Origin of the sequence: Cupriavidus sp. NPDC089707, assembly GCF_044748965.1 — a bacterium.
GTDB lineage: Bacteria > Pseudomonadota > Gammaproteobacteria > Burkholderiales > Burkholderiaceae > Cupriavidus.
This window is the reverse complement of sequence record NZ_JBIVHB010000013.1, coordinates 87,250-106,857: the sequence shown is the minus strand read 5'-3', so window position 1 is coordinate 106,857 and position 19,608 is coordinate 87,250. Positions and strand designations below refer to the sequence as shown.

Here is a 19,608-nt window from a genome sequence, read left to right as displayed (position 1 = left end):
CATTGCGCGGCCGATTGGCAGAACGGGCAGAACGGGCAGAACGGGCAGAACGCCGGGGTCAGGCTCGCGGGTCGGGACTTTATTTGTGGTCGTCGGGACGCAGTTCCCGCTCCACGGCATGGAGCGCCACGTCGCGCGTGCGCTTCCAGTTCTTGGATGGGGTACCAAGATAGAACTGCGCCGATACCCCGCGCAGCACGCCGAGGATCATCGCGGCCTGCGCCGCGGCATCGACGTCCTCGCGAATCTCTCCGCGACGGATGCCGGTGCGAATCTCTTTGCGGAAATGCGTGAGCGTCGAATCGGTGAAGGCTTCGAGCGCGGTGGCCAGTTCTCCGCCGGAAACGAATACATCGGAGAAAAGGACGTGCATGGCAAGCAGCCCGCGGTCGCGGTTGCCCGAACGGTCCAGGTACATCCGCATCGTTCCAAGCACCGAATCGAGGCCTGGCTCCAGGTTGTTCGCAAGCCGCGCGTCGCGGAACTCCTCGACAATATCGACGATCAGCGCCTTGAGCAGCCCTTCCTTGCTGCCGTAGTGATGTGCCGCCAGGCCGCGGCTGTAACCGGCGCGCTCGCCCACCTCGCCAAGCGTCATACGCACCACGCCTTTCTCGACGACAAGCTCCAGCGCGGCGTCAAGCACCCGGCGCTCCGCCTCGGCGCGGCGTTCATGCTGGGTACGGCGTGGTTTTGCTGCTTGAGTAGTGGTGGCCGGGTCCATTTCGGCGGGGATCGGGAAACGATTTGTGCCGCATGATAGCACCGCGCCCCACGTGTCGGACCTATCGTACCCCGGCGCCCTGCTATTTTCTTGCTTGTCGTTAGCAAGTATTTTAGTATGAGGCTGCCGTCATGCAAGTGCCGGACGGCCAAGCAAACCTATAAAAGGAGACAAGATGCAACGACTAGCAGGCCTGGCAAGTCGGACCCTGGCGATACTGGCGGCGTCCCTCGCGCTGGCCCCGCCTGCCATGGCGCAGAACTACCCCGAACGGCTCGTCAAGATCGTGTCGCCGGCCAGTCCGGGTACCAGTGTCGATCACTACCTGCGGCTGCTGGCGCAGCATCTCGGCCAGAAGCTGGGGCAACCGTTCATTGTTGAAAACCGGCCGGGCGGCAACATGATCATCGGCACCGACCATGTGGCCAAGGCGGCGCCGGACGGCTATACGCTGCTGATGGCCTCGTCGGGCGCGATGTCCGCCAATCCGTATCTCTTCAAGAAGCTGCCCTACACCCCGCTCAAGGACTTCATCCCGATCGCGCGCTTCATGTCGCTGCCGATGGTGATCGCCGTGCCGGCGTCCTCGCCGTACCACACGCTCGCCGAGCTGGTCGCGGCGGCGCGTGCGCAGCCTGGCAAGCTCAATTTCGGCACGGCCGCCGCCCCTTCCCAGGTGGCGATGGCTGCCTTCAATGAAGCGGCCGGCATTCGTGCGGTCAGCGTTCCCTACAAGGGCATGGCAAACCTGCTGCCCGATGTGATGACCGGCGTGGTCGACTACAGCGTGAGCGAGGCGGCCACCGTGCTGCCCCACGTCCAGTCGGGCAAGCTGCGAGTGCTCGCGGTACTCGGCAACGCACGCGTCCCCGCGATCGGCGACGCGCCGACCATGGCGGAAGCCGGATACCCGGGCGTGCGCGTGGGTAGCTGGGCCGGCCTGTTCGCGCCGGCAGGCACGCCGCCGGCGATCGTCGAGAAGCTGTCGCGGTACACCCTGGAGTTCGTGAACTCCGCGGCGTCGCAGAACTTCCTGGCCAGGCAAGGCAGCCTGGCGTGGCCGGCGTCCGGCCCCGAACTCGCCCAGGCGATCCGGGACGACCAGCAGATGTGGCAACGCCTGATTTCCCTTGCCGGCATCGAAGCCCAATAGCCCGCCGCGGACGCAAAGATTTCAATTTTCACTCGACGGAACAGCAATGACCGATACCACAGCAGCCCTGCTCAGCGAGCAGGAGATCATGATCCGCGACTCCGCCCGCAAGGTCGCCACCGAAGTCGTCGCCGCTACTGCCGCGGAGCGGGACCGCACCAGCGCCTGGCCGCGCGATGAGCTCAGGACCGTCGGCGAACTCGGCTTCCTTGGCATGCACATCCCCGAGGAGTACGGCGGCAGCAAATCGACCTTCACCGAGTACTGCCTTGCGCTCCAGGAATTCGCCGCCGCGGATGCCGGCTTCGCCACCATCATCCATGTCCATAACGGCATGGGCGGCAAGCTCTCGCGCTACGGCACCGAGGCGCAGAAGCGCAAGTACCTGCCCGCCCTGGCCAGCGGCGAGACCATCGGCTGCGGCCTGTGGACCGAGCCGCAGGCCGGCTCCGACACCTCGGCGTTCCGCACCACCGCACGCCGCGAAGGCGACCACTACGTGCTGAACGGCACCAAGCAGTTCATCTCCAACGGCAGCGAGGCAGGGTTCGCCTTCGCGCTCGCGATCACGGACAAAGCCGCCGGCAAGCTTGGCGCAAGCTGGTTCATCGTCGATCCGAAAGGCCCCGGCTACAACGTCACGCGCGTGGAAAGAAAGATGGGCCAGCACACGGCACACACGGCGCAAATCCAGCTCGAAGACCATCGTGTCCCGGTGGAAAACCTGCTCGGCGAGGAAGGAACCGCCTACAGCCGGATGCTCGGCGGCATGTCGGAGGGACGCATCGGCATCGCGGCGCTGGCCGTCGGCGTCGCGCGCGCCGCGCTGGAGGCGGCGGTGAGATATGCGAAGGAGCGCGAGGCCTACGGTGCGCCGATCATCAGGCTCCAGGGCGTGAGCTTCGATCTTGCCGACATGGCGACGCAGGTCGAGGTTGCGCACCAGTTCGTGCTCCATGCCGCGCGCATGCACGATGCCGGCGTGCCATGCAGCAAGGAAGCATCAATGGCCAAGCTGTTTGCGGCCGACATGGCCGAGAAAGTCTGCTCCGACGCGATGCAGATTCATGGCGGCTACGGCTATCTCAGCGACTTCCCGGTCGAGCGCTACTATCGGGATGCGCGCGTTACCAGGATTTACGAGGGCACGAGCCATATCCAGAAAGTGATCATTGCTCGCAGCCTGATGTAAGCGCACGGCGGCCAGGGACCAGCGTGAGGACGGTTCCTGGCAATGGGCTAGTGTCGCGCGTTTTGCCTGGATGGCGAGCCATGAAGCGGGATGTAGATGACTGGCCTCGTGCCTGGTGATCGTGGCCTTTTCGCCGGCGTATCGCAAGAAGGCCTTCGGCCGCACTGCGCTCGGTTCGCAGCGGGCATTGCGAGCGAGATCGAGGCTGGCGTGCGTCGGCCGTCCGCCCCACCCGAAAACGCGCTTGCCTACTCTTGCCACTCGGGCAAAAGCAGGTGGCCGGCTACGCCGGCGAACCAGCAGCGTTTGCCAAGAACGACCGGCCCCAACAAACAACGTTACGGGTACCTCCGGACAATCGACTCCGCAATACAAACCGGCCGCTGCCCACCCTCACGTTCAACAATCATCTCCACCTTGGTCTGGGCCCCACCGCCCTCCAGCGGCTCATACGACAGCAGCTTGAACTGCGCGCGCAAGCGGCTGTTCACCGGTACCGGCGCGGGGAAACGCACCTTGTCGAGCCCATAGTTCACCCCCGAGCTGGTTTCGCGGACGCGGTATGCCGAGTTGGTCAGCTCAGGCAGCAGGCTCAGCGTCAGGAAGCCGTGCGCGATCGGCACGCCGAACGGGCCGGACTTTGCGCGTTCCACGTCAACGTGGATCCACTGGTGGTCACCGGTGGCGTCGGCAAACTGGTTGATGCGGCCCTGCTCGATCATCACCCACTCGCTGGTGCCGATGATTTCGCCCACCAGAGGCTGCAGGTCGCTGATCTTTTCGTAGACTTTCATACTGGTTCTCACTCCGTGGTCAGGGATTGCTGCAACGCCTGGGCGACCAGCGATTCATGCAGGTCGGCGTTGCCGAAGAGCGCGTCGGCTACCACCGCGCGCTTGAAGTAGTGACCGACGGTGTATTCCTCGGTCATGCCGATGCCGCCATGGAGCTGGATGCCCTGGCCGCATACGTATTTGGCGGCGCGGCCGATCAGTGCCTTGGCTTGCGACATGGTGCGCTGGACGGCATCCGGCGTGCCGGTTTCGACCGCGGCCAGCAGTGCGTACAGCATCGAGCGCGCGACTTCCATCTCGGCGGCCATGTCGGCCATGCGGTGCTGCAGGGCCTGGAAGCTGCCGATGGGCACGCCGAACTGCTGGCGCACTTTCAGGTATTCGGACGTGATCTCGACGGTCTTTTCCATCGCGCCCACGAGTTCCGCGCACAATGCGGCGGTGCCGTGCATCAGGCCTTGCCGCAGCGCGGCCAGGCCCGTGCCCGGCTCACCGAGCAGTGCATCGGCGTTGAGGGCGACGCCGTCGAACGTCACTTCAGCAGCCCACGTGCCGTCATGCAGTGGCAGCGCGCGGCGCTTGACGCCCGGCGCATCGGCGTTCACCACGAACAGGCGCAATTCGCCGCCGTCATGCGCGCTGGCCGGCTGGGCGATCGGCGTCATGGCCGAGACGATGAATGCATCGGCTTCCGTGCCCCCGAGCACAAGGGTCTTGACGCCGTTCAGGATGTAACCGCCCGGTGCGGCGTCGGCATGCGTGGATACCGGCGCCGGCAGGCCGCGCGAGCCGGCTTCGCTGTACGCCAGCGCGATCTTGCGCGAACCGTCGGCCAGCGCCGGCAGCAGCGCATCGCGCTGGGCAGGCGTGGACGCAGCCAGCAGCGTCTGCGCCGCGGCGACGGCGCAACCCAGGTACGGCTCGATGACGAGGCCGCGGCCGAGTTGGCCCGCAATCAGCACGGTGTCGAGCAGCGTGCCGCCGAGGCCGCCCTGCTCTTCCGGCAGCGCGGCGGCAAGCCAGCCGTTGTTGGCGAAGGTGTTCCAGTGCTTCGGGTCGCAGCGCGAGCCCGCCTTGACCAGCGCGGTGCGCGCCTCGAAGTCATAGTCCTTCTCGACGAAGCGGGCCACGCTGTCCTGCAGCATCTGCTGCTCGGAGGTGAGATTGAAGTTCATGATCGTTATGTGCCAGGAGACGTGCGTCGGAACGTCAGAGTTGGAACAGGGCGCGGGCGATGATGCCGCGCTGGACTTCGCTGGTGCCGCCGTAGATGGTCGAGGCCCGGCGGAAGAACAGTTCGTTGGCCATGCCGCGCGCCACATCCTGCATCGGCAGCGGTTCGCCGTTGGCATCGCCCTCGGGCGCGGCGTATGCCACCGGGCCGTAGTCGCCAAGCGCTTCCACGACGAAGCAGCTCATGCGCTGCTGCAGCTCCGTGCCACGAACCTTCAGCATCGACCCGAGCGCATGCGCAGCGGGACTATGGTCCTCGGCCTGCTCCAGCGCGGCCACGCGCTGCACCAGCATGGCGATGGCGTTCAGCTCGGCTTCGAAGCGTGCGACCTGCTGCGCGATATGCGGGCGCTCGATCAGCGCGCGGCCTTCGGCGTCGCGTTGCCGTGCAAGGCTGCGGATCTGGCGCATGTAGCGCCGCAGCATCGGCAGGTCGGCTGCGGCGGCGTGTTCGTTGTTCAGCAGGAACTTGGTGATCTTCCAGCCGTCGCCCTCGGCGCCGACCAGATTTTTCACGGGCACGCGCACGTTGTCGAAGAAGGTCTCGTTCAGGTGGTGACAGCCGTCGATGGTGTGGATCGGACGCACGGTGATGCCCGGCGTCTTCATGTCCACCAGCAGGAAGCTGATGCCGGCCTGCTTCTTGACCTCGGTGTTGGTCCGCACCAGCAGGAAGATCCAGTCGGCGCGGTGGCCGTGGCTGGTCCAGATCTTCTGGCCGTTGACCACGTACTCGTTGCCGTCGCGCACGGCCGACGTGCGCAGCGACGCCAGGTCGGAACCCGAACCAGGCTCCGAAAAGCCCTGGCACCAGGTGCGCGTGCCGCCGAAGATATGCGGCAGGTGCTCGGCTTTCTGCTCGGGCGTGGCGAACTCGTTGAGCACCGGGCCGAGCAGCTTCTGTGCGCCGACGTCTTGTGTCGGCGCTCCGGCTCCCGTGCATTCTTCATCGAACGCCAGGCGCTCCAGCACATTCCACCCGGTGCCGCCGTGCGCCGTCGGCCAGTACGGCGCTCCCCAGCCCTGTTCGTTGAGAATGCGCTGCCAGCGCGCCAGTTCCTCGCGCGGCGAGCGGGTGCCGATACGCGGACGGCCAGCCAGGTCGGCCGGCAGCTTGTCGCGCAGGAAGGCGCGCACGTCTTCGCGGAACGCCTCCAGGCTGAGGTCAGGCTGAAAATCCATGTCTGTTCCTTGTCGTTCACCATGGCGGCCAGACGCTCCCCGCGGCCGGCCGCCAGCTGCTACCCCATGCGCGGCAATGCTCAGACCGGATCCCAGGCGAACGCGTCGCGCGAGAGGTCCAGCGGGAACAGCGACGGGCGGAACATCGGGATCGCGCGCTCCAGGCAGCTCTCCACCGTCCAGCCCTGGTCGTTGTGGGCGGTGCGGATCGGTCGCGGCTGCGAGATCAGGTAGATCTCGTTGCTGCGCACACCGAAGATCTGGCCGTTGACGTCCTTGGCCTGGTCGGTCAGCAGCGCCAGCGTGAACGGGGCGATCTTGCCCGGCTCCATGCGCATGTGGATCTTCATGCGCGCTTCGGCTTCCGGCGTGTCGGTCGGGATGCTGCCCACCATGCGCGTGAATGCGAAGGGCGCGATGCAGTTGGAGCGCACGTTGAACTTCTTCATATCGAGCGCGATCGACTTCGACAGGCCCACGATGCCCATCTTGGCGGCGGCGTAGTTGGCCTGGCCAACGTTGCCGATCAGGCCCGAAGTCGAGGTCATATGCACGTAGGCGCCGCTTTCCTGGGCCTTGAAGTGCGGGGCGACGGCGCGCGAGACGTTCCAGGTGCCCTTCAGGTGCACACGGATCACGGAGTCGAACTCTTCCTCGGTCATCTTGTGGAACATGACGTCGCGCAGGTTGCCGGCATTGTTCACCACGCCGTCGATGCGGCCGTACAGGTCCATGGCCTGCTGGGCGATCTTCCCGGCCGATTCCCAGTCCGCAACGCTGTCGGTGTTGGCCGCGGCTTCGCCGCCCAGTGCCTTGATCTCGTCTACGGTCTGCTGCGCCGGGCCGGCGCTGCCGCCCGAGCCGTCGATGTTCACGCCGAGATCGTTCACGATCACGCGCGCACCCTGGCGGGCCGCTTCCATCGCGATGCCCTTGCCCACACCGGCGCCCGCGCCGGTCACGATGACAACCTTTCCTTCAAGCAAGCTCATGCTATGTCTCCACTACTGGTCAAAGAATTCTTCAGGAACCGGATCTCACAAGGCAGCGCCCGGATAACCGCACTGATCGCCGGACCGGTAACCTGCCGGCAGCGGCACTGGCGCGATACCGGCCGCCACGGCGCCAGCGAGGTCGTGCACGCCCGGACGCGCGAACTGGCCCGCTCCGGACACGATGCAGCCATACAGCAAGCCGTCGTCAAGCAGCGGCGCAAGCGCTGGCAATGCCGCGGCCGGGGCGATCGCCACCTGCACGCTGCACGCGGCGGTCTGCCGCGCGATCTCGTCGCCGTCTTCATGCGCGTCGGCCGCAATGGCCGTGACGCCGCAACGAGCGACGGCATAGGTGGCAATGGCCGACGGCTCACCGTCTGCCAGCATCAGCAGCACGTGGTCACCCGGGCGCACACCGAGCCGCTGCTGCATGTAGCCGGCCAGCGCAAGGCTGGCGTCCAGCAGGTCGCGGTAGGTGGCGCTACCCACGGCGACGGTGTCGGGCTGCGCCGCCGCCAACGCTTCCAGTCGGCGGAACAGCGCGCAGCCGGTAACGCGGGCTGCGGACGGATCGCCGGCTGGCAGGTGAACGGGGGGCGTATGGTTGCTGGACATGACGCGATGGAACTCCGGAAATCCGGTATGGCTACCTTGTTGAGTCCATCATCGCGGCCGATGCGTTCGGGGGGTACTCCCCGACGCGGGTGGACGGCAGGGGTGGAACTTATGCCGGGACTTATTGCTGCGCTTGTAATGGCGCATAAGCGGCAAAGGCGGGTCGGTTCTTGCTCCCCTCTCCCGCTCGCGGGAGAGGGGCCGGGGGAGAGGGCAGGCGCATGGCAAGCACCATGACGCGCGACTTCGTGGAGACTCCTGCCCTCTCCCCCGCCCCTCTCCCATATATGGGAGAGGGGAGACAACACTCGCAAGTCCTGACTTTGTCAGCAACCAAAAAGGAGGCCGCCTTACGACCTGCCTTGTGCTGTCATGCCCCTTTGCTTTGTGTCTTGCGCTTACGCGGCCAGTGCGCTGCCCCGCTCCTGCGTCACAATGTCGCGCAGCCGCGCCGCCGCCCGGCCACGGCCGTTGACGCCGAGCTTCGCGTAGATATTCTTCAGGTGCCACTTCACCGTTTCCGGCGACACATTGAGCACGCTGGCGATCTTCTTGTTCGACATCGCCTGGGCAAGCAGCCCGAGGATCTCGCGCTCGCGCTCGCTCAGCAAGGCCATCGGTGCCGCCTCCTCCGCGGGGGGCGAGACCGCGGCGTCGGGCACGGCGGCCGCCGCCTGCAAGCGCCGCGCATAGAACGCCAGCACCGGCTCGTCGATGACCTTGCCGGCAAGCTCCAGGAACACTTGCGGGGCCCCGCCCGTGACATCGAGCAAGGTGCGGATCAGGCCCGCCTCATGACCGGCGCGCATCGCGCTCAGGAAAGCCGGACGCGCGCCGCGCGTGTTCCCCGTGGCTTGTCGCGCGAGCGCGAGCTGCAGCCACAGCGCGGCAATGCGCAGCGGCTTGGCGCCTGCCTCGCGGGCCAGCAGGTCTTCCAGGCGCGCGGCAGCGGCGGCGTAGTCTTGCGTATAGAGGGACATCTCGACCTCGGCCCGCGCAGCGGCCAACGCAATCTGCCGCGACACCGTGCCGGTTTCGCCCGCATGGCGCCGGGCCAGTTGCTGTACCTCGCGGAACACCGTATTGGCGCGCTCCGTCTCGGCCTGCTGCAGGTGCCGGCGCAGCCGCAGGGTCAGCGCCTCGGCCCGCAGGCGATCGAGGTTGTTGCGGGCGGCGTACATGGCGAGCCGATCCAGGCAGGCACTGGCCTGAGCACGCCTGCCTGCCAGCCAGTGCGCGTTTGACAGCAACGTCAGCGCACGCAGGACCACGTCGGGCAACGACACGCGTTCCAGCATGCCGATGCGCGGCTCCAGCAGGTGGCAGGCCCCCTCGGGATCGTTGAGCTCATACAGGATGTCGGCCAGCAGGCCGGCCGCCATGCAGGTCAGGCCGAGGAACGTCACGCCCTGCCGTTCCGACTCGCGCAGCACCTCGCGCGCATGGCGGCCAGCCCGTTTGATCTCGCCTTCCATCACCAGGCTCATCGCCGTGATGTAGCGGCCGAACAGGCTGCTGCGCGGCACGCTGCTGCGGCGCTCGGTGTCGTCCTGCAGGCGGCGTGCCTCGTCGTACTCGCCGCGCAGGATAAAGAGCCACGACAGCACGTTGCGCCGCGCGGTCCACCACAGGTCATCCGCCTCGGGCGGAATCGCCCACAGCGCCGGCAGCATGCCGAGCACGCTGTCGGGATCGTCGACCTGCACGGCGCGGCCCGCGCGCAGCAGGCAGACGATGTACTGCTGCACGGCGTTGGTGCGGTCGCACAGCGGCTCCAGGCGCTCCAGGCTACGGCGCAGGCCGTCGACGTCGCGCATATAGAGCTGCAGGAATGAAACCAGGGCCAGCAGCCCGAAGCGGTTGTAGTGCTGCTCCCGGGGCAGCCGCCGCACCAGCGCCAGCAACTGGGGCAGTTCGCCGCGCTTGAGCAGCGCGTGGCCGCATCCCTCGACCATCGTCGCGGCGGCGTCGGCATCGCCGGCGCGCACCGCGTGATAGACGGCGTCATCGAGGTGGCCGCGCCGGTCGAACCAGCGCCACGCAGCAGCATGGAGTTCGCGCGCGGCGCCCTGCCCACACGGGCCGTGATCGTCGCTTGCGTTGTTTGCGCCATCCGCACTCACCGCATTGTTTGCAGCCTCCGCAGCGTCCGGATCCGACCTGTCGGCCATATCGTTCTTGCCCGGCTCCAGCCTGCCTAGCAGCGTTTCGCGCAGCAGCGGGTGGATGCGATACCAGACATCGCGGTCGTGGCTGTCCACCTGCGTGATGAAGAGGTTGTCGGATTCGAGACGCGCGAGGCGGTCGCCGATGCGGGATGGCGGCTCGGTCTCGCCCGGCATGGCCGCGCACAGGTCCGCACAGAAGCGGCGGCAGGTGGCCATGCGCGTGAGCAGCGCCAGGTCGTCGGGCGCCAGCAGGCCCAGGACCTCGCGCTCGAAGAACGCCGCAAAGGTGCGCGGGTCGCGCACCTTCGTGAGCGGATAATCGGCGCCGTGGCGCGCACGCAGGTCCACCGCGAACAGCTGCAGCCCGGCGACCCAGCCGTCGGTCAGCTCGTGCAGGGCGGCCGCGTCGCGCGGTGCGATGGAGCCGAGCTGGTCCTCCAGGAAACGCACCGACTCCTCGGCCGTGAAGCGCAGGTCACGCATGTCGATCTCGGTCAGCAGGCCTTGCGCGCGCAGCGCCTCGAGCGCCAGCGGCAGTGCGCTGCGCGAGCTGAGCGCAAGGTGCAGATGCGCGGGAGCGTAGTCGAGCAGGCACTGCAGCGCGCGGTAGATGCGCGCGTCGGTGATATGGTGCAGGTCGTCGATCATCAGCACCAGTTCGCGCTCGCGCGGGCCCAGCGTCTGCACGAGCGCGATCACCCATTGCTCGATGGCGTCGTCGTCCTGCGCGCCGCCGACTTGCATGGCGGCATCGCGCGCCATGCCCGGATCGATCTCGGCCAGGCTGGCGAGCAGGCAGTCGAAGAAGCGCGTCGGCTCGTTGTCCTCGGCGGCCAGCGCCAGCCAGCTCACGTCGAAACCGAGCGAAATCAGCGCCTTGCGCCAGGCCATGAGCGTACAGGTCTTGCCTGCGCCGGCCTGGCCCTGGATCACCACGCAGCGCTGGCGGCGGGCGTCGAGCAGCCGGTTCATCAGGCGCTCGCGCGGCAGCAGCTTGCGCGCGTGCCGGGGCGGCAGCAGCTTGGCACTGGCCACCGGCTGCAGCGGGCGCAGCGGCCCGGGCCGCGTATCGGGATCGGGATCGGGACCGGGCACGAGCGAAAGGAAGGCCTGCGCCGGCAACTCGGAAAACTGCCTTGGCGCGCCCGGCTCCGCGGACGGCAGCGTGGCCACCGTGTCGGGCGCAGCGTCCGACCAGGCATCGAATGGACGTCCGGCAGCCGTGTACGCAACCGCCGATGGCACGAATGCCGCATGCATGGCGAATGGGCGCGGCACGGCCCCCTGCCCTTGCGGATATCCGGCATCGCCGGCGCTGCGAATCCAATGGAACGGCCCGAACGCGTGTTCGCCGATCGCAGCCAGCACTTGCGGAATGCCCGCGGGCAGCCCCTCGGCCGCATCACGCAGCAGACGCTGCACCGCGCGCATCCAGGCCGCTTGCCCGGCGGCGAAGCTGACCGTCCAAGGCTGCCCGGCGATGAAATCCTGCGCCTCTGGGGCGTTGTGCGAGACCGGGTTGTCCGCGAGGATCAGCAGCTGGCGCCAGGGCGGGCTATGTTGCGCCAGCGCATGAAGGAAGGCCAGCCAGCCGGATGCCCGCGCGTCCTGAAAGGCCGGCGCCGTCCCGCCATCGATGACCTTGAGCGCCGTCATGAACGAGGCGGCCAGCGTGCGGCGGTAGGTGGCACTGTTGCGTGCGCTGGCGTCCGATGCCGGGGCCATGCCCGCATGAAAGGTGTCGGCCTCCAGCGCCACGGCGATCGCGTGGTCGGGCCCGGCGACATAGATGCCGGCGATCTCGGCAGCACGCACAGCGACACCCCCGGCACCGGGCTGTTCGTCCGCAACCGCCGGGCCGCGCCGGGACGGCAGCCCGCTGGCGCGCCAGTGGCGCGACACACTTGCAGGACTGACGCCCAGTTCGGCGGCAAGCTGGCGGGTACTGAGCGCCGCCGGGCCGGCCGCGCGGGCGAGCGCCACCAGGCGGGCCACGTCGGTGCGCACGGGCGGCGCGCCGCGCGGCAGATCCTGCTCGATGCCAGCCAGCCGCGACGCGGCATACCGGTCGCGCCACCGCGCCACCTGCACGCGACCGACGCCGATCCGCGCGGCGATGTCCTTGTTCTGCCAGCCGGCGGCCGCCAGGAGAATCATCCGCGCGCGCTGCGCCAGGCGCAGGTTTCCCGCGGTGGCGGCGGACAAGGCCTCCAGTTCGGTCCGTTCGGTCTCACTCAGGAGGATGCGGGATGCGATGCGCATAGTGGTTCCCCTTGCTGGCGGATGGAAACGCTACCGGTACGAGCGATCGGACAGGCGGGTGGCACGGTCTGGTCGCAAATGGCTGCGACGCAATCGCAACCGGCTCGGTGCGCGGTTGCCGTCTCCGATTTTTCTATTGACTACGAAACTACGGATAATGCTACCATACCTCGTAGACAACAGTGGTCGGGAGTTTACCCGGCTGACCGGCGGCGAAAGACCGAAAGAATCCGGCACAGGAGACACAACACCATGACGCTTCCCAAGCGGCAGCCAGTGCACACGCGCCACATCCCTTGCACAGGTTATCTGCGCGATGACGGCATGCCGCGCTTCGAAGCGGCCCGATGCCGAACCCTCGCGTGACCGGCCCATGCCACACCTACCGCCCCGGAAGCCGGGCAGCGGACGTCCTGTGGCCGCCGCACCGGCGCGCGGAGAGCGAAGCACAGACCGGCGCGCCCGCCTGAGCGGGCGTCCCGCCACCAGACATATCCCGCAAGCCTGGCCACGGTTCTGCCCAGGCCTGCACTCGCCCAAGGACTGGCCGTGCGCGAGTGGATCCCCTTACCCACCAACCTTTCGACCCAAGGAACTACGCATGAGCATCAACGGCAAGGCATACATCGTCGGGGCCTATGAACACCCGACCCGCAAGGCGCCGGACAAGTCGGTCGCGCAACTGCACGCGGAAAGCGCCAAGGGCGCCCTGGCAGACGCCGGCCTCACGCTGGCCGATGTCGACGGCTATTTCTGCGCCGGCGACGCGCCGGGCCTCGGCGTTCTCAACATGGTCGACTACCTGGGCCTGAAGCTGCGCCATGTCGACTCGACCGAGACCGGCGGCTCGTCGTATCTCGTGCATGTGGCCCATGCCGCGCAGGCCATCGCCATGGGCAAGTGCAACGTGGCGCTGATCACGCTGGCTGGCCGGCCGCGCTCGGAAGGCTCCAGCGGCACCAAGCCACGCAACTGGGGCAGCGGCCTGCCCGACTCGCCCTTCGAAATGCCGTTCAGCCCGATGACCGTCAACTCGTACGCCATGGTCGCCATGCGCCATATGTACGAATACGGCACCACGGCCGAACAGCTCGCGTGGATCAAGGTCGCCGCGTCGCACCACGCGCAGTACAACCCGAACGCGATGCTGCGCGAGGTCGTGACGGTCGAAGACGTGCTGAACTCGCCGATGATCTCGGATCCGCTGCGCAAGCTCGACTGCTGCGTGGTGTCCGACGGCGGCGGCGCGCTGGTCGTCGCGCGTCCGGAAATCGCCGCGAAGCTCAACCGCCCGAAGGTCAAGGTGCTGGGTGCCGGCGAGCACGTGAAGGGCCAGATGGGCGGCCATGTCGACCTGACCTGGTCGGGCGCGAAGTTCTCGGGCGCGGCGGCGTTCGCCGAAGCCCGCGTGACCCCGGCGGACATCAAGTACGCCTCGATCTACGACAGCTTCACCATCACCGTGCTGATGCAGCTCGAAGACCTCGGTTTCTGCAAGAAGGGCGAAGGCGGCAAGTTCGTGATGGACGGGAACCTGATCTCGGGCGCCGGCAAGCTGCCGTTCAATACCGACGGCGGCGGACTGTGCAACAACCACCCGGCCAACCGCGGCGGCATCACCAAGGTGATCGAGGCGGTGCGCCAGCTGCGCGGCGAAGCCCACCCGGCGGTGCAGGTGAAGCATTGCGACATCGCCCTGGCGCAAGGCACCGGCGGCCTGCTCGGCTCGCGCCATGGCAGCGCCACCCTGATACTCGAGCGCGAGTAAGCCGCGCGAGGCATCCTCCACTGAATCACTGAGACTTCACCATGAGCACTCCTTTCACCCCGCAAGTCCTGACGGCGCCCGAAGAGATGCCGGACAACGCCGAGTTCTGGGCCGCCGCCCGCGAAGGCCGCCTGCTGGTGCGCCACTGCAACGACTGCGGCAAGCCGCACTGGTATCCGCGCACGCTCTGCCCGTTCTGCATGGGCGAGACCACGTGGAAGGCATCGGCGGGCCGCGGCACCGTCTATTCGTACAGTGTCACGCGCCGTGCCGGCCCGACGCCGTTCTGCATGGCCTATGTCACGCTCGACGAGGGCGTCACGATGATGACGCGCATTGTCGAGTGCGACCTCGACACCGTGCGCATCGGCCAGAAGGTCGAACTGACCTTCACGCCGACCGACAACGGTCCGCCGCTGCCGACGTTCCGGCCCGTCTGACGGCATGCCAGCCCTGGCACCCGTGCCATGGCTGGCCATCTCTTCAAGAACATCCGCACACTGACTCACTGCCATGACTTCCCCTGCCATTCCGGACTGCCTGCTCAATCCCCGCTCGGTCGCCATCATTGGTGCGTCCGACGAGCCTACCCGCATCGGCGGCCGCCCGATCTCCTCGATGCTCGCGAGCGGCTTTGCCGGCCGCATCCTGCCGGTCAATCCGAACCGGGCCACGGTGCAGGGCCTGCCCGCCTATGCGTCGGTGGCCGACTTGCCGGAAGTCCCCGACGTGGCGATCGTCGCGGTTCCCGCCGCGCAGGCGCTGCCTGCGGTGCAGGCGCTGGCTGACCGTGGCACGCGCGCCGCGATCCTGTTCACCGCGGGCTTCGCCGAGATCGGCGAGCAAGGCGCTGCCATGCAGGCCGAGATGGTCGCCATCGCGCGTCGTGCCGGCATGCGCCTGCTCGGGCCGAACACGCTGGGCATGGCGAACATGCACAACGGCTTCATCGCCAGCTTCTCGACATTCGCGAGCCAGGCGAAGGCCCGGCCCGGCCGTGTTGGCATCGTCAGCCAATCCGGCGCCTACGGCAGCCACCTGGTCAGCTCGGCCATGGAAGCAGGCGTGTTTCCGTCCAGCATCTTCATGACCGGCAACGAAGCGGACCTGAATGTCGGCGATATCGTGCACCTGCTGGCAGCGGACCCGAATACCGATGTGATCGCGGTGTACTCGGAGGGCATCAGCGACGGCCCGGGCCTGATCGACGCGATCAAAGCCGCCTACGCGGCCGGCAAGCCGGTCGTCATGATGAAGGTCGGCCGCAGCGAACTGGGTGGTGCGGCAGCGCGCTCGCACACCGCCTCGATCGCAGGCAATGACGCCGTGGTCAGCGCCGTGCTCGAAGAGCTGGGCGTGGTACGCGTGCGCACCACCGAAGAGATGATCGACATCCTGCAACTGGCGTCGCGCCGCATTTTCCCGGCCGACAACACGCTGGGCGTGGTCACTGTCAGCGGCGGCGCCGGCGTCATCATCTCGGATGCCGCCGAGGAGCTTGGCATCCGCATGCCCGAGATGCCCGCCGCCGCACAGGCCCGCATGCTGGAAATGCTGCCGATCTGCGCGCCGCGCAACCCGGTGGACGTCACTGCGCAATTCGTCAACGACACCACGCTGGTGACGCCTTTCACCGAAGCGATGATGTCGGAAGGCGGCTACGCCACCCTTATTGCCTTTTTCAGCTATGCGGCGGGCTCCCCGCTCGCGGCCGAGGCGCTGCTCCAGCAACTCGGCGACCTGCGCAAGCGCCATCCGGACCGCCTCTATGTCATGGTGGGCAAGGGCGATCCGAAGATCATGGCGCGTTACGAGGAAGCAGGCTTCTCCGTATTCGGCGACCCGAATCGTGCCGTAGCCGCCATCGCTGCGATGGGCCGCTTTGGCCGGGCCCTTGCAGGCAAGTCCGCGGCGCCGGCACCACAGGTCGCCGCTGTCACCCTGCCCTCGACAACGCCCACCGAAGCGCAGGCCAAGGCGCTGCTCGCCGAAGCCGGTATTCCGAGCGCACCGGAACGCGCATGCGCCGATGCGGAGGCCGCCGTCCGGGCCGCGCGCGAGATTGGCTTTCCGGTCGTGCTCAAGATCCTGTCGCCGGACATCCTGCACAAGTCAGAGATCGGCGGCGTGCTGCTGAACGTCGCCAGCGAAGGCGCCGTGCGCGAGGGCTTCGCCTTGTTGCTGGAACGCGCCCGCAAGGCTGTGCCCGATGCGCGCATCGAAGGCGTGCTGGTGGCCAGGCAGCTTGTCGGCGGCGTGGAATGCATCATGGGCATCAACCGCGACCCGGTCTTCGGGCCGATCGCCATGTTCGGCCTTGGCGGCGTGTTCGTCGAAGTGCTCAAGGACGTGGTTTTCCATCGCTGCCCGTTCGGGCCGGATGTTGCAGAGACCATGATTCGTTCGATCAAAGGGGCACCATTGCTGCTTGGCGCTCGTGGGCGCCCGGTGGCGGACATCCCGGCGCTGGCGCGCACGCTGTCGCAGCTCTCGGCATTCGCCGTGGCTGCGGGCCCCGGACTGCAGTCGATCGACCTGAATCCGGTGCTGGCGATGCCGGAGGGAGAAGGCGCGTATGCGGTGGATGCGGTGATTGAGATGGGGGGGAGTCAGTAAGGTGACGGGCGGCGTCGGCCGGCTTGCCTGGCCGGCGCCGCTGGTCTGTCTGGCGCGGCGCGCGCTGGCCGGATCGCGCTACAGTCCCAGGGCCGGCCCCCGGCCGCGCTTGAGCTGGAATGCCACCGACACCCGATCGGCCGGATGGCCCTGGGCTTGCTGTCCTTCAGTGTCGCGGTCATGGCGGCCGGCAGCAGGAAAGCCGGAGGACGCGCGCATCTTGCGATGCCGGTGCCATGGCCCTCCTGCTTCGTCAGTTGGCGAAGAAGCGGCGCTCCGCCTCGGCCGGCAGTGCCATGCCTGTGACCTTCGCCTTCCGCAGCACCTCCCAGAAGTAGCGGTAGGTGGCGCGGTCGTGCAGCTCGCCCTGGTACTGGATCGGGCCCCAGTCCGCGTCCTGCGCGGCCACGAGGATGCCGGCGGCGTCTTCCACTTCGGTGAAGTCCGGACGCATGGCATTGACGATGGGCTGGATCTGCGCCGGGTAGATGCTCCACATGCGAAGGAAGCCGAACTCGTTGCGAGCGCGGCGCGCGTCGCCGGCGATCACCTCAGCATCCTTGAGGTTCAGGCACACGTTGTGCGCCGGCACGATGCCGTTGGCCAGTGCCGCCGCCACCATGTCGGCCTTGGCGCGCGCCAGCAGCGCATGCTCGAACTGGCCCGGGCTGCGCATGGCGGCGGCCGGAATCGCCCCGTGGTGGCCACTGACGAAGTCCATCAGGCCGAAGTCGAGGACTTCAATGTTCGGCAACCCGGCAATCTGGAAGATGTCGCGCAGCGCGCCATGGGTTTCGATCAGCACGTGCACCGGCACAGCCTTGTCGAGGCCGGCCCGCTTGGCGGCATCACCGATATAGCGGATCACTTCCGCCACCTGCCCGCTGTTGGTGGCCTTGGGGACGGTGATATAGGCCAGGCGGCTGCCGGCCCCGTCCACGATGATGTCCACGTCCTGGCGCCAGGCCGGGTGGGACGGGTCATGGATGCGCGCGCCGGCGCGGCTGAAGCGGTTGCGGTCCGAGGCGATCATGCGCGCGACCATTTCGGCGTGCTCGCGCTCCTGGCCGGCAGCGGCGCCGTCCTCGCAGTCGCAGGTCACGTCGAAGACGGGGCCGTATTCGACCTGCAGGTCCATGGCCTTGCCGATCAGCTTCTCGCTGCCGGCAAAGTGTTCGCAGGCGGCCAGTACGGGAAACGCTTTTTCGCCGGCAAAGAGGGCGTCGTTCGGATGCGTTGCGGTGGTCATGTCTTGTCTCGCTGATCTCGCTGATTGATTGGATGTCTTGGCGCAGCCCACGCGTGGGGTTACCGCGGGCGTTTCGGGATGGCGATGGTGTAGTCGAGGTCGAGCACCACGTTGGACGGATGGGCCGTCCTGCCTTCGCCAGGCTCCGGGAAGGCAATGGAAGCGGCACCGGCGTTCTTCACGCCGATCATGCGCAGGCGCAGCCCGCCGACATGCTCCTGGCCCAGGTCGAGCTTCTCCAGCACCTGGGTCGCGCAGGCGATGGTGTCGCCCGCGTAGGTTGGGTTCACATGGCTGCCGCCGTTGATGGCAAGGATCGACAGGCCGTTTTCCAGCCCGTCATAGGCCAGCGCGCGGCATACCGAGATGATGTGCCCGCCATAGACCAGCCGCTGGCCGCCGTTCGCCGCCATGGCATGGCCGTCGAAGTGCGCGCGGGCCGTGTTCTGGTACAGGCGGGTGGCAACGCTGTGGTCGCTGTCGTTGATGGTCATCGCGCCCGGGTGATCGATGCGCTCGCCCACGGCGAAATCCTCCCACAGGTCGTCGACGCCTGTCATGGCGGTGATCTCCCGCACGCGGGCCGTGTAGTCGCTGCGGCGCAGGCGCTCGGCCGGCACCACTGGCTGCGTGGCAGGCACCACAGTCTCGCCGCACACGGCGGCATGGTCGCGCTTGTGCACCATCACCCAGCGAACCCAGCTCAGCACTTCGCGGCCATGCTGGCTCCTAGCGGTCGAGCGCACATAGACAACCCCGCTCTTGCGGTTGGAGTTCTCCTTGAGACCGATGACCTCGGTTTCGACTGCCAGCGTGTCGCCCGGATACACATGCGAGACGAAGCGCACTTCCGCATAGCCGAGGTTCGCCACGGCATTAAGAGAGACGTCCGGCACCGTCTTGCCGAAGGCCGTGTTGAACACCAGCAGGTCTTCCAGCGGCCGATGCTCGAAGCCCAGTTGCCGGGCATTGGTCTCTGCGGTGCACAACGCCGTGCGGCTGCCGGTCAGCCCGATATACAGGCTGCGGTCGCCTTCGGTCAGCGTGCGCGGCGTGGCATGGCTGATCTTCATGCCGACGCGGAAGTCCTCGAAATAGTTGCCGCTGCGGTCTTTTTTCATCATTTCCTTGTCCCCTCTGGCGTGGAGCCGGCTGCGTGGGCGGCTCACAACAATGTACTATGACCGTACATAGTGATTGCCACAACGAGAGATGTCAACCATATTGACAGGTGGCCAGCAATGCCAACTTTACGTCTTTTTATAGATATCGCCTTGGGTTGGCAGTCGGGATCCGGCTCGTCGCCCCTTTTTTATTCTGCATATATGTACGCACATAAAAATGAGGACCGGGAAGACTGGCGTAACGGCAGCGCTTACGGCAGCGCTTCCCAGGCACGGCCAACGCCTCTCATACCCACTGCCGACCCCTAAAACAACAAGCCCCCGAAGCCATTCCGGCCCGGGGGCGTCCCATCGCACCGCTAAGTCCATCAACGCTTCAAATTCGGCGCAACAATCCCAAGCGACGGATCGAAAACCGTCATCATCCCCACGAGTTCGCCAGGCTTCTTGCCATCCCCCTCCACCTCGATGTTCATCCCGGCCTGCGCCTCGGCATCGTTGTCGAAGCCGCTCGAGGCGATCATCCCGGGCGC

The 19,608-nt window shown here is 67.2% G+C and carries 15 protein-coding genes; 5 read left to right on the top strand and 10 right to left on the bottom strand.

Features of this window, described 5'->3' with window-relative positions; translation table 11 throughout:
• Nucleotides 1-79: 79 nt before the first annotated feature.
• Nucleotides 80-724, bottom strand: a complete 645-nt coding sequence (locus tag ACIP1U_RS20770) for a TetR/AcrR family transcriptional regulator (RefSeq protein WP_400318674.1) — start codon at nt 722-724, stop codon at nt 80-82.
• A gap of 175 nt (nt 725-899) precedes the next feature.
• Here ACIP1U_RS20770 and ACIP1U_RS20765 point away from each other — a divergent pair, with 175 nt between their 5' ends.
• Both ACIP1U_RS20765 and ACIP1U_RS20760 read left to right on the top strand, forming a co-directional pair.
• Nucleotides 900-1,877, top strand: a complete 978-nt coding sequence (locus ACIP1U_RS20765; protein ID WP_400318671.1) for a Bug family tripartite tricarboxylate transporter substrate binding protein — start codon at nt 900-902, stop codon at nt 1,875-1,877.
• Between the two features lie 46 nt (nt 1,878-1,923).
• Nucleotides 1,924-3,069, top strand: coding sequence for an acyl-CoA dehydrogenase family protein (locus tag ACIP1U_RS20760; RefSeq protein ID WP_400318668.1), 1,146 nt, complete (start codon nt 1,924-1,926; stop codon nt 3,067-3,069).
• A 338-nt stretch (nt 3,070-3,407) separates the two neighbouring features.
• Here ACIP1U_RS20760 and ACIP1U_RS20755 read toward each other — a convergent pair whose 3' ends face one another.
• The 6 genes from ACIP1U_RS20755 to ACIP1U_RS20730 form a co-directional block, all read right to left on the bottom strand.
• Nucleotides 3,408-3,863 carry a MaoC family dehydratase gene (locus ACIP1U_RS20755; RefSeq protein WP_400318665.1) on the bottom strand — a complete coding sequence of 152 codons (456 nt, stop codon included), beginning with the start codon at nt 3,861-3,863 and terminating at the stop codon, nt 3,408-3,410.
• Between the two features lie 8 nt (nt 3,864-3,871).
• Nucleotides 3,872-5,038, bottom strand: a complete 1,167-nt coding sequence (locus tag ACIP1U_RS20750; protein WP_400318662.1) for an acyl-CoA dehydrogenase family protein — start codon at nt 5,036-5,038, stop codon at nt 3,872-3,874.
• Between the two features lie 34 nt (nt 5,039-5,072).
• Complete coding sequence (locus ACIP1U_RS20745; protein WP_400318659.1) at nt 5,073-6,278, bottom strand: acyl-CoA dehydrogenase family protein; 1,206 nt, start codon at nt 6,276-6,278, stop codon at nt 5,073-5,075.
• A gap of 80 nt (nt 6,279-6,358) precedes the next feature.
• Nucleotides 6,359-7,270, bottom strand: coding sequence for an SDR family NAD(P)-dependent oxidoreductase (locus ACIP1U_RS20740; RefSeq protein WP_400318656.1), 912 nt, complete (start codon nt 7,268-7,270; stop codon nt 6,359-6,361).
• Between the two features lie 45 nt (nt 7,271-7,315).
• Nucleotides 7,316-7,888, bottom strand: a complete 573-nt coding sequence (locus ACIP1U_RS20735; protein WP_400318653.1) for an AMP-binding protein — start codon at nt 7,886-7,888, stop codon at nt 7,316-7,318.
• A 398-nt stretch (nt 7,889-8,286) separates the two neighbouring features.
• Complete coding sequence (locus ACIP1U_RS20730) at nt 8,287-12,318, bottom strand: LuxR C-terminal-related transcriptional regulator (RefSeq protein WP_400318650.1); 4,032 nt, start codon at nt 12,316-12,318, stop codon at nt 8,287-8,289.
• A gap of 601 nt (nt 12,319-12,919) precedes the next feature.
• On the opposite strand from ACIP1U_RS20730, the gene ACIP1U_RS20725 reads away from it, so the two are divergent.
• The 3 genes from ACIP1U_RS20725 (at nt 12,920) to ACIP1U_RS20715 (ending at nt 16,702) form a co-directional block, all read left to right on the top strand.
• Entirely contained in the window at nt 12,920-14,086 is a 1,167-nt protein-coding gene (locus ACIP1U_RS20725) for a thiolase domain-containing protein (RefSeq protein WP_400318648.1), read from the top strand.
• A 41-nt stretch (nt 14,087-14,127) separates the two neighbouring features.
• The gene (locus ACIP1U_RS20720) at nt 14,128-14,526 is read left to right on the top strand and encodes a Zn-ribbon domain-containing OB-fold protein (protein ID WP_400318646.1); all 399 of its coding nucleotides are present in this window, start codon (nt 14,128-14,130) and stop codon (nt 14,524-14,526) included.
• Between the two features lie 73 nt (nt 14,527-14,599).
• Nucleotides 14,600-16,702: an acetate--CoA ligase family protein gene (locus ACIP1U_RS20715; protein ID WP_400318643.1), complete on the top strand. Its 2,103-nt coding sequence runs from the start codon at nt 14,600-14,602 to the stop codon at nt 16,700-16,702.
• 253 nt (nt 16,703-16,955) lie between these two features.
• Here the strand turns inward: ACIP1U_RS20715 and ACIP1U_RS20710 are convergent, their stop codons facing one another.
• From ACIP1U_RS20710 to ACIP1U_RS20700, 3 genes are all read right to left on the bottom strand, one after another.
• Nucleotides 16,956-17,951: an HpcH/HpaI aldolase/citrate lyase family protein gene (locus ACIP1U_RS20710; protein ID WP_400318641.1), complete on the bottom strand. Its 996-nt coding sequence runs from the start codon at nt 17,949-17,951 to the stop codon at nt 16,956-16,958.
• 59 nt (nt 17,952-18,010) lie between these two features.
• A complete protein-coding gene (locus ACIP1U_RS20705; RefSeq protein ID WP_400318872.1) occupies nt 18,011-19,072 on the bottom strand; it encodes a MaoC family dehydratase in 1,062 nt (353 codons plus the stop codon).
• Between the two features lie 371 nt (nt 19,073-19,443).
• On the bottom strand, nt 19,444-19,599 hold the full coding sequence (locus tag ACIP1U_RS20700; protein WP_400318639.1) for a hypothetical protein: 156 nt from the start codon (nt 19,597-19,599) through the stop codon (nt 19,444-19,446).
• Nucleotides 19,600-19,608: the final 9 nt, after the last annotated feature.

Coding starts and splice junctions, on each gene's coding strand:
- ACIP1U_RS20740 (WP_400318656.1), bottom strand. CDS start 7,270: ATGAGCTTGCTTGAAGGAAAGGTTGTCATCGTGACCGGCGCGGGCGCC.
- ACIP1U_RS20705 (WP_400318872.1), bottom strand. CDS start 19,072: ATGAAAAAAGACCGCAGCGGCAACTATTTCGAGGACTTCCGCGTCGGC.
- ACIP1U_RS20765 (WP_400318671.1), top strand. CDS start 900: ATGCAACGACTAGCAGGCCTGGCAAGTCGGACCCTGGCGATACTGGCG.
- ACIP1U_RS20710 (WP_400318641.1), bottom strand. CDS start 17,951: ATGACCACCGCAACGCATCCGAACGACGCCCTCTTTGCCGGCGAAAAA.
- ACIP1U_RS20770 (WP_400318674.1), bottom strand. CDS start 724: ATGGACCCGGCCACCACTACTCAAGCAGCAAAACCACGCCGTACCCAG.
- ACIP1U_RS20730 (WP_400318650.1), bottom strand. CDS start 12,318: ATGCGCATCGCATCCCGCATCCTCCTGAGTGAGACCGAACGGACCGAA.
- ACIP1U_RS20725 (WP_400318648.1), top strand. CDS start 12,920: ATGAGCATCAACGGCAAGGCATACATCGTCGGGGCCTATGAACACCCG.
- ACIP1U_RS20715 (WP_400318643.1), top strand. CDS start 14,600: ATGACTTCCCCTGCCATTCCGGACTGCCTGCTCAATCCCCGCTCGGTC.
- ACIP1U_RS20700 (WP_400318639.1), bottom strand. CDS start 19,599: ATGATCGCCTCGAGCGGCTTCGACAACGATGCCGAGGCGCAGGCCGGG.
- ACIP1U_RS20760 (WP_400318668.1), top strand. CDS start 1,924: ATGACCGATACCACAGCAGCCCTGCTCAGCGAGCAGGAGATCATGATC.
- ACIP1U_RS20750 (WP_400318662.1), bottom strand. CDS start 5,038: ATGAACTTCAATCTCACCTCCGAGCAGCAGATGCTGCAGGACAGCGTG.
- ACIP1U_RS20755 (WP_400318665.1), bottom strand. CDS start 3,863: ATGAAAGTCTACGAAAAGATCAGCGACCTGCAGCCTCTGGTGGGCGAA.
- ACIP1U_RS20745 (WP_400318659.1), bottom strand. CDS start 6,278: ATGGATTTTCAGCCTGACCTCAGCCTGGAGGCGTTCCGCGAAGACGTG.
- ACIP1U_RS20720 (WP_400318646.1), top strand. CDS start 14,128: ATGAGCACTCCTTTCACCCCGCAAGTCCTGACGGCGCCCGAAGAGATG.
- ACIP1U_RS20735 (WP_400318653.1), bottom strand. CDS start 7,888: ATGTCCAGCAACCATACGCCCCCCGTTCACCTGCCAGCCGGCGATCCG.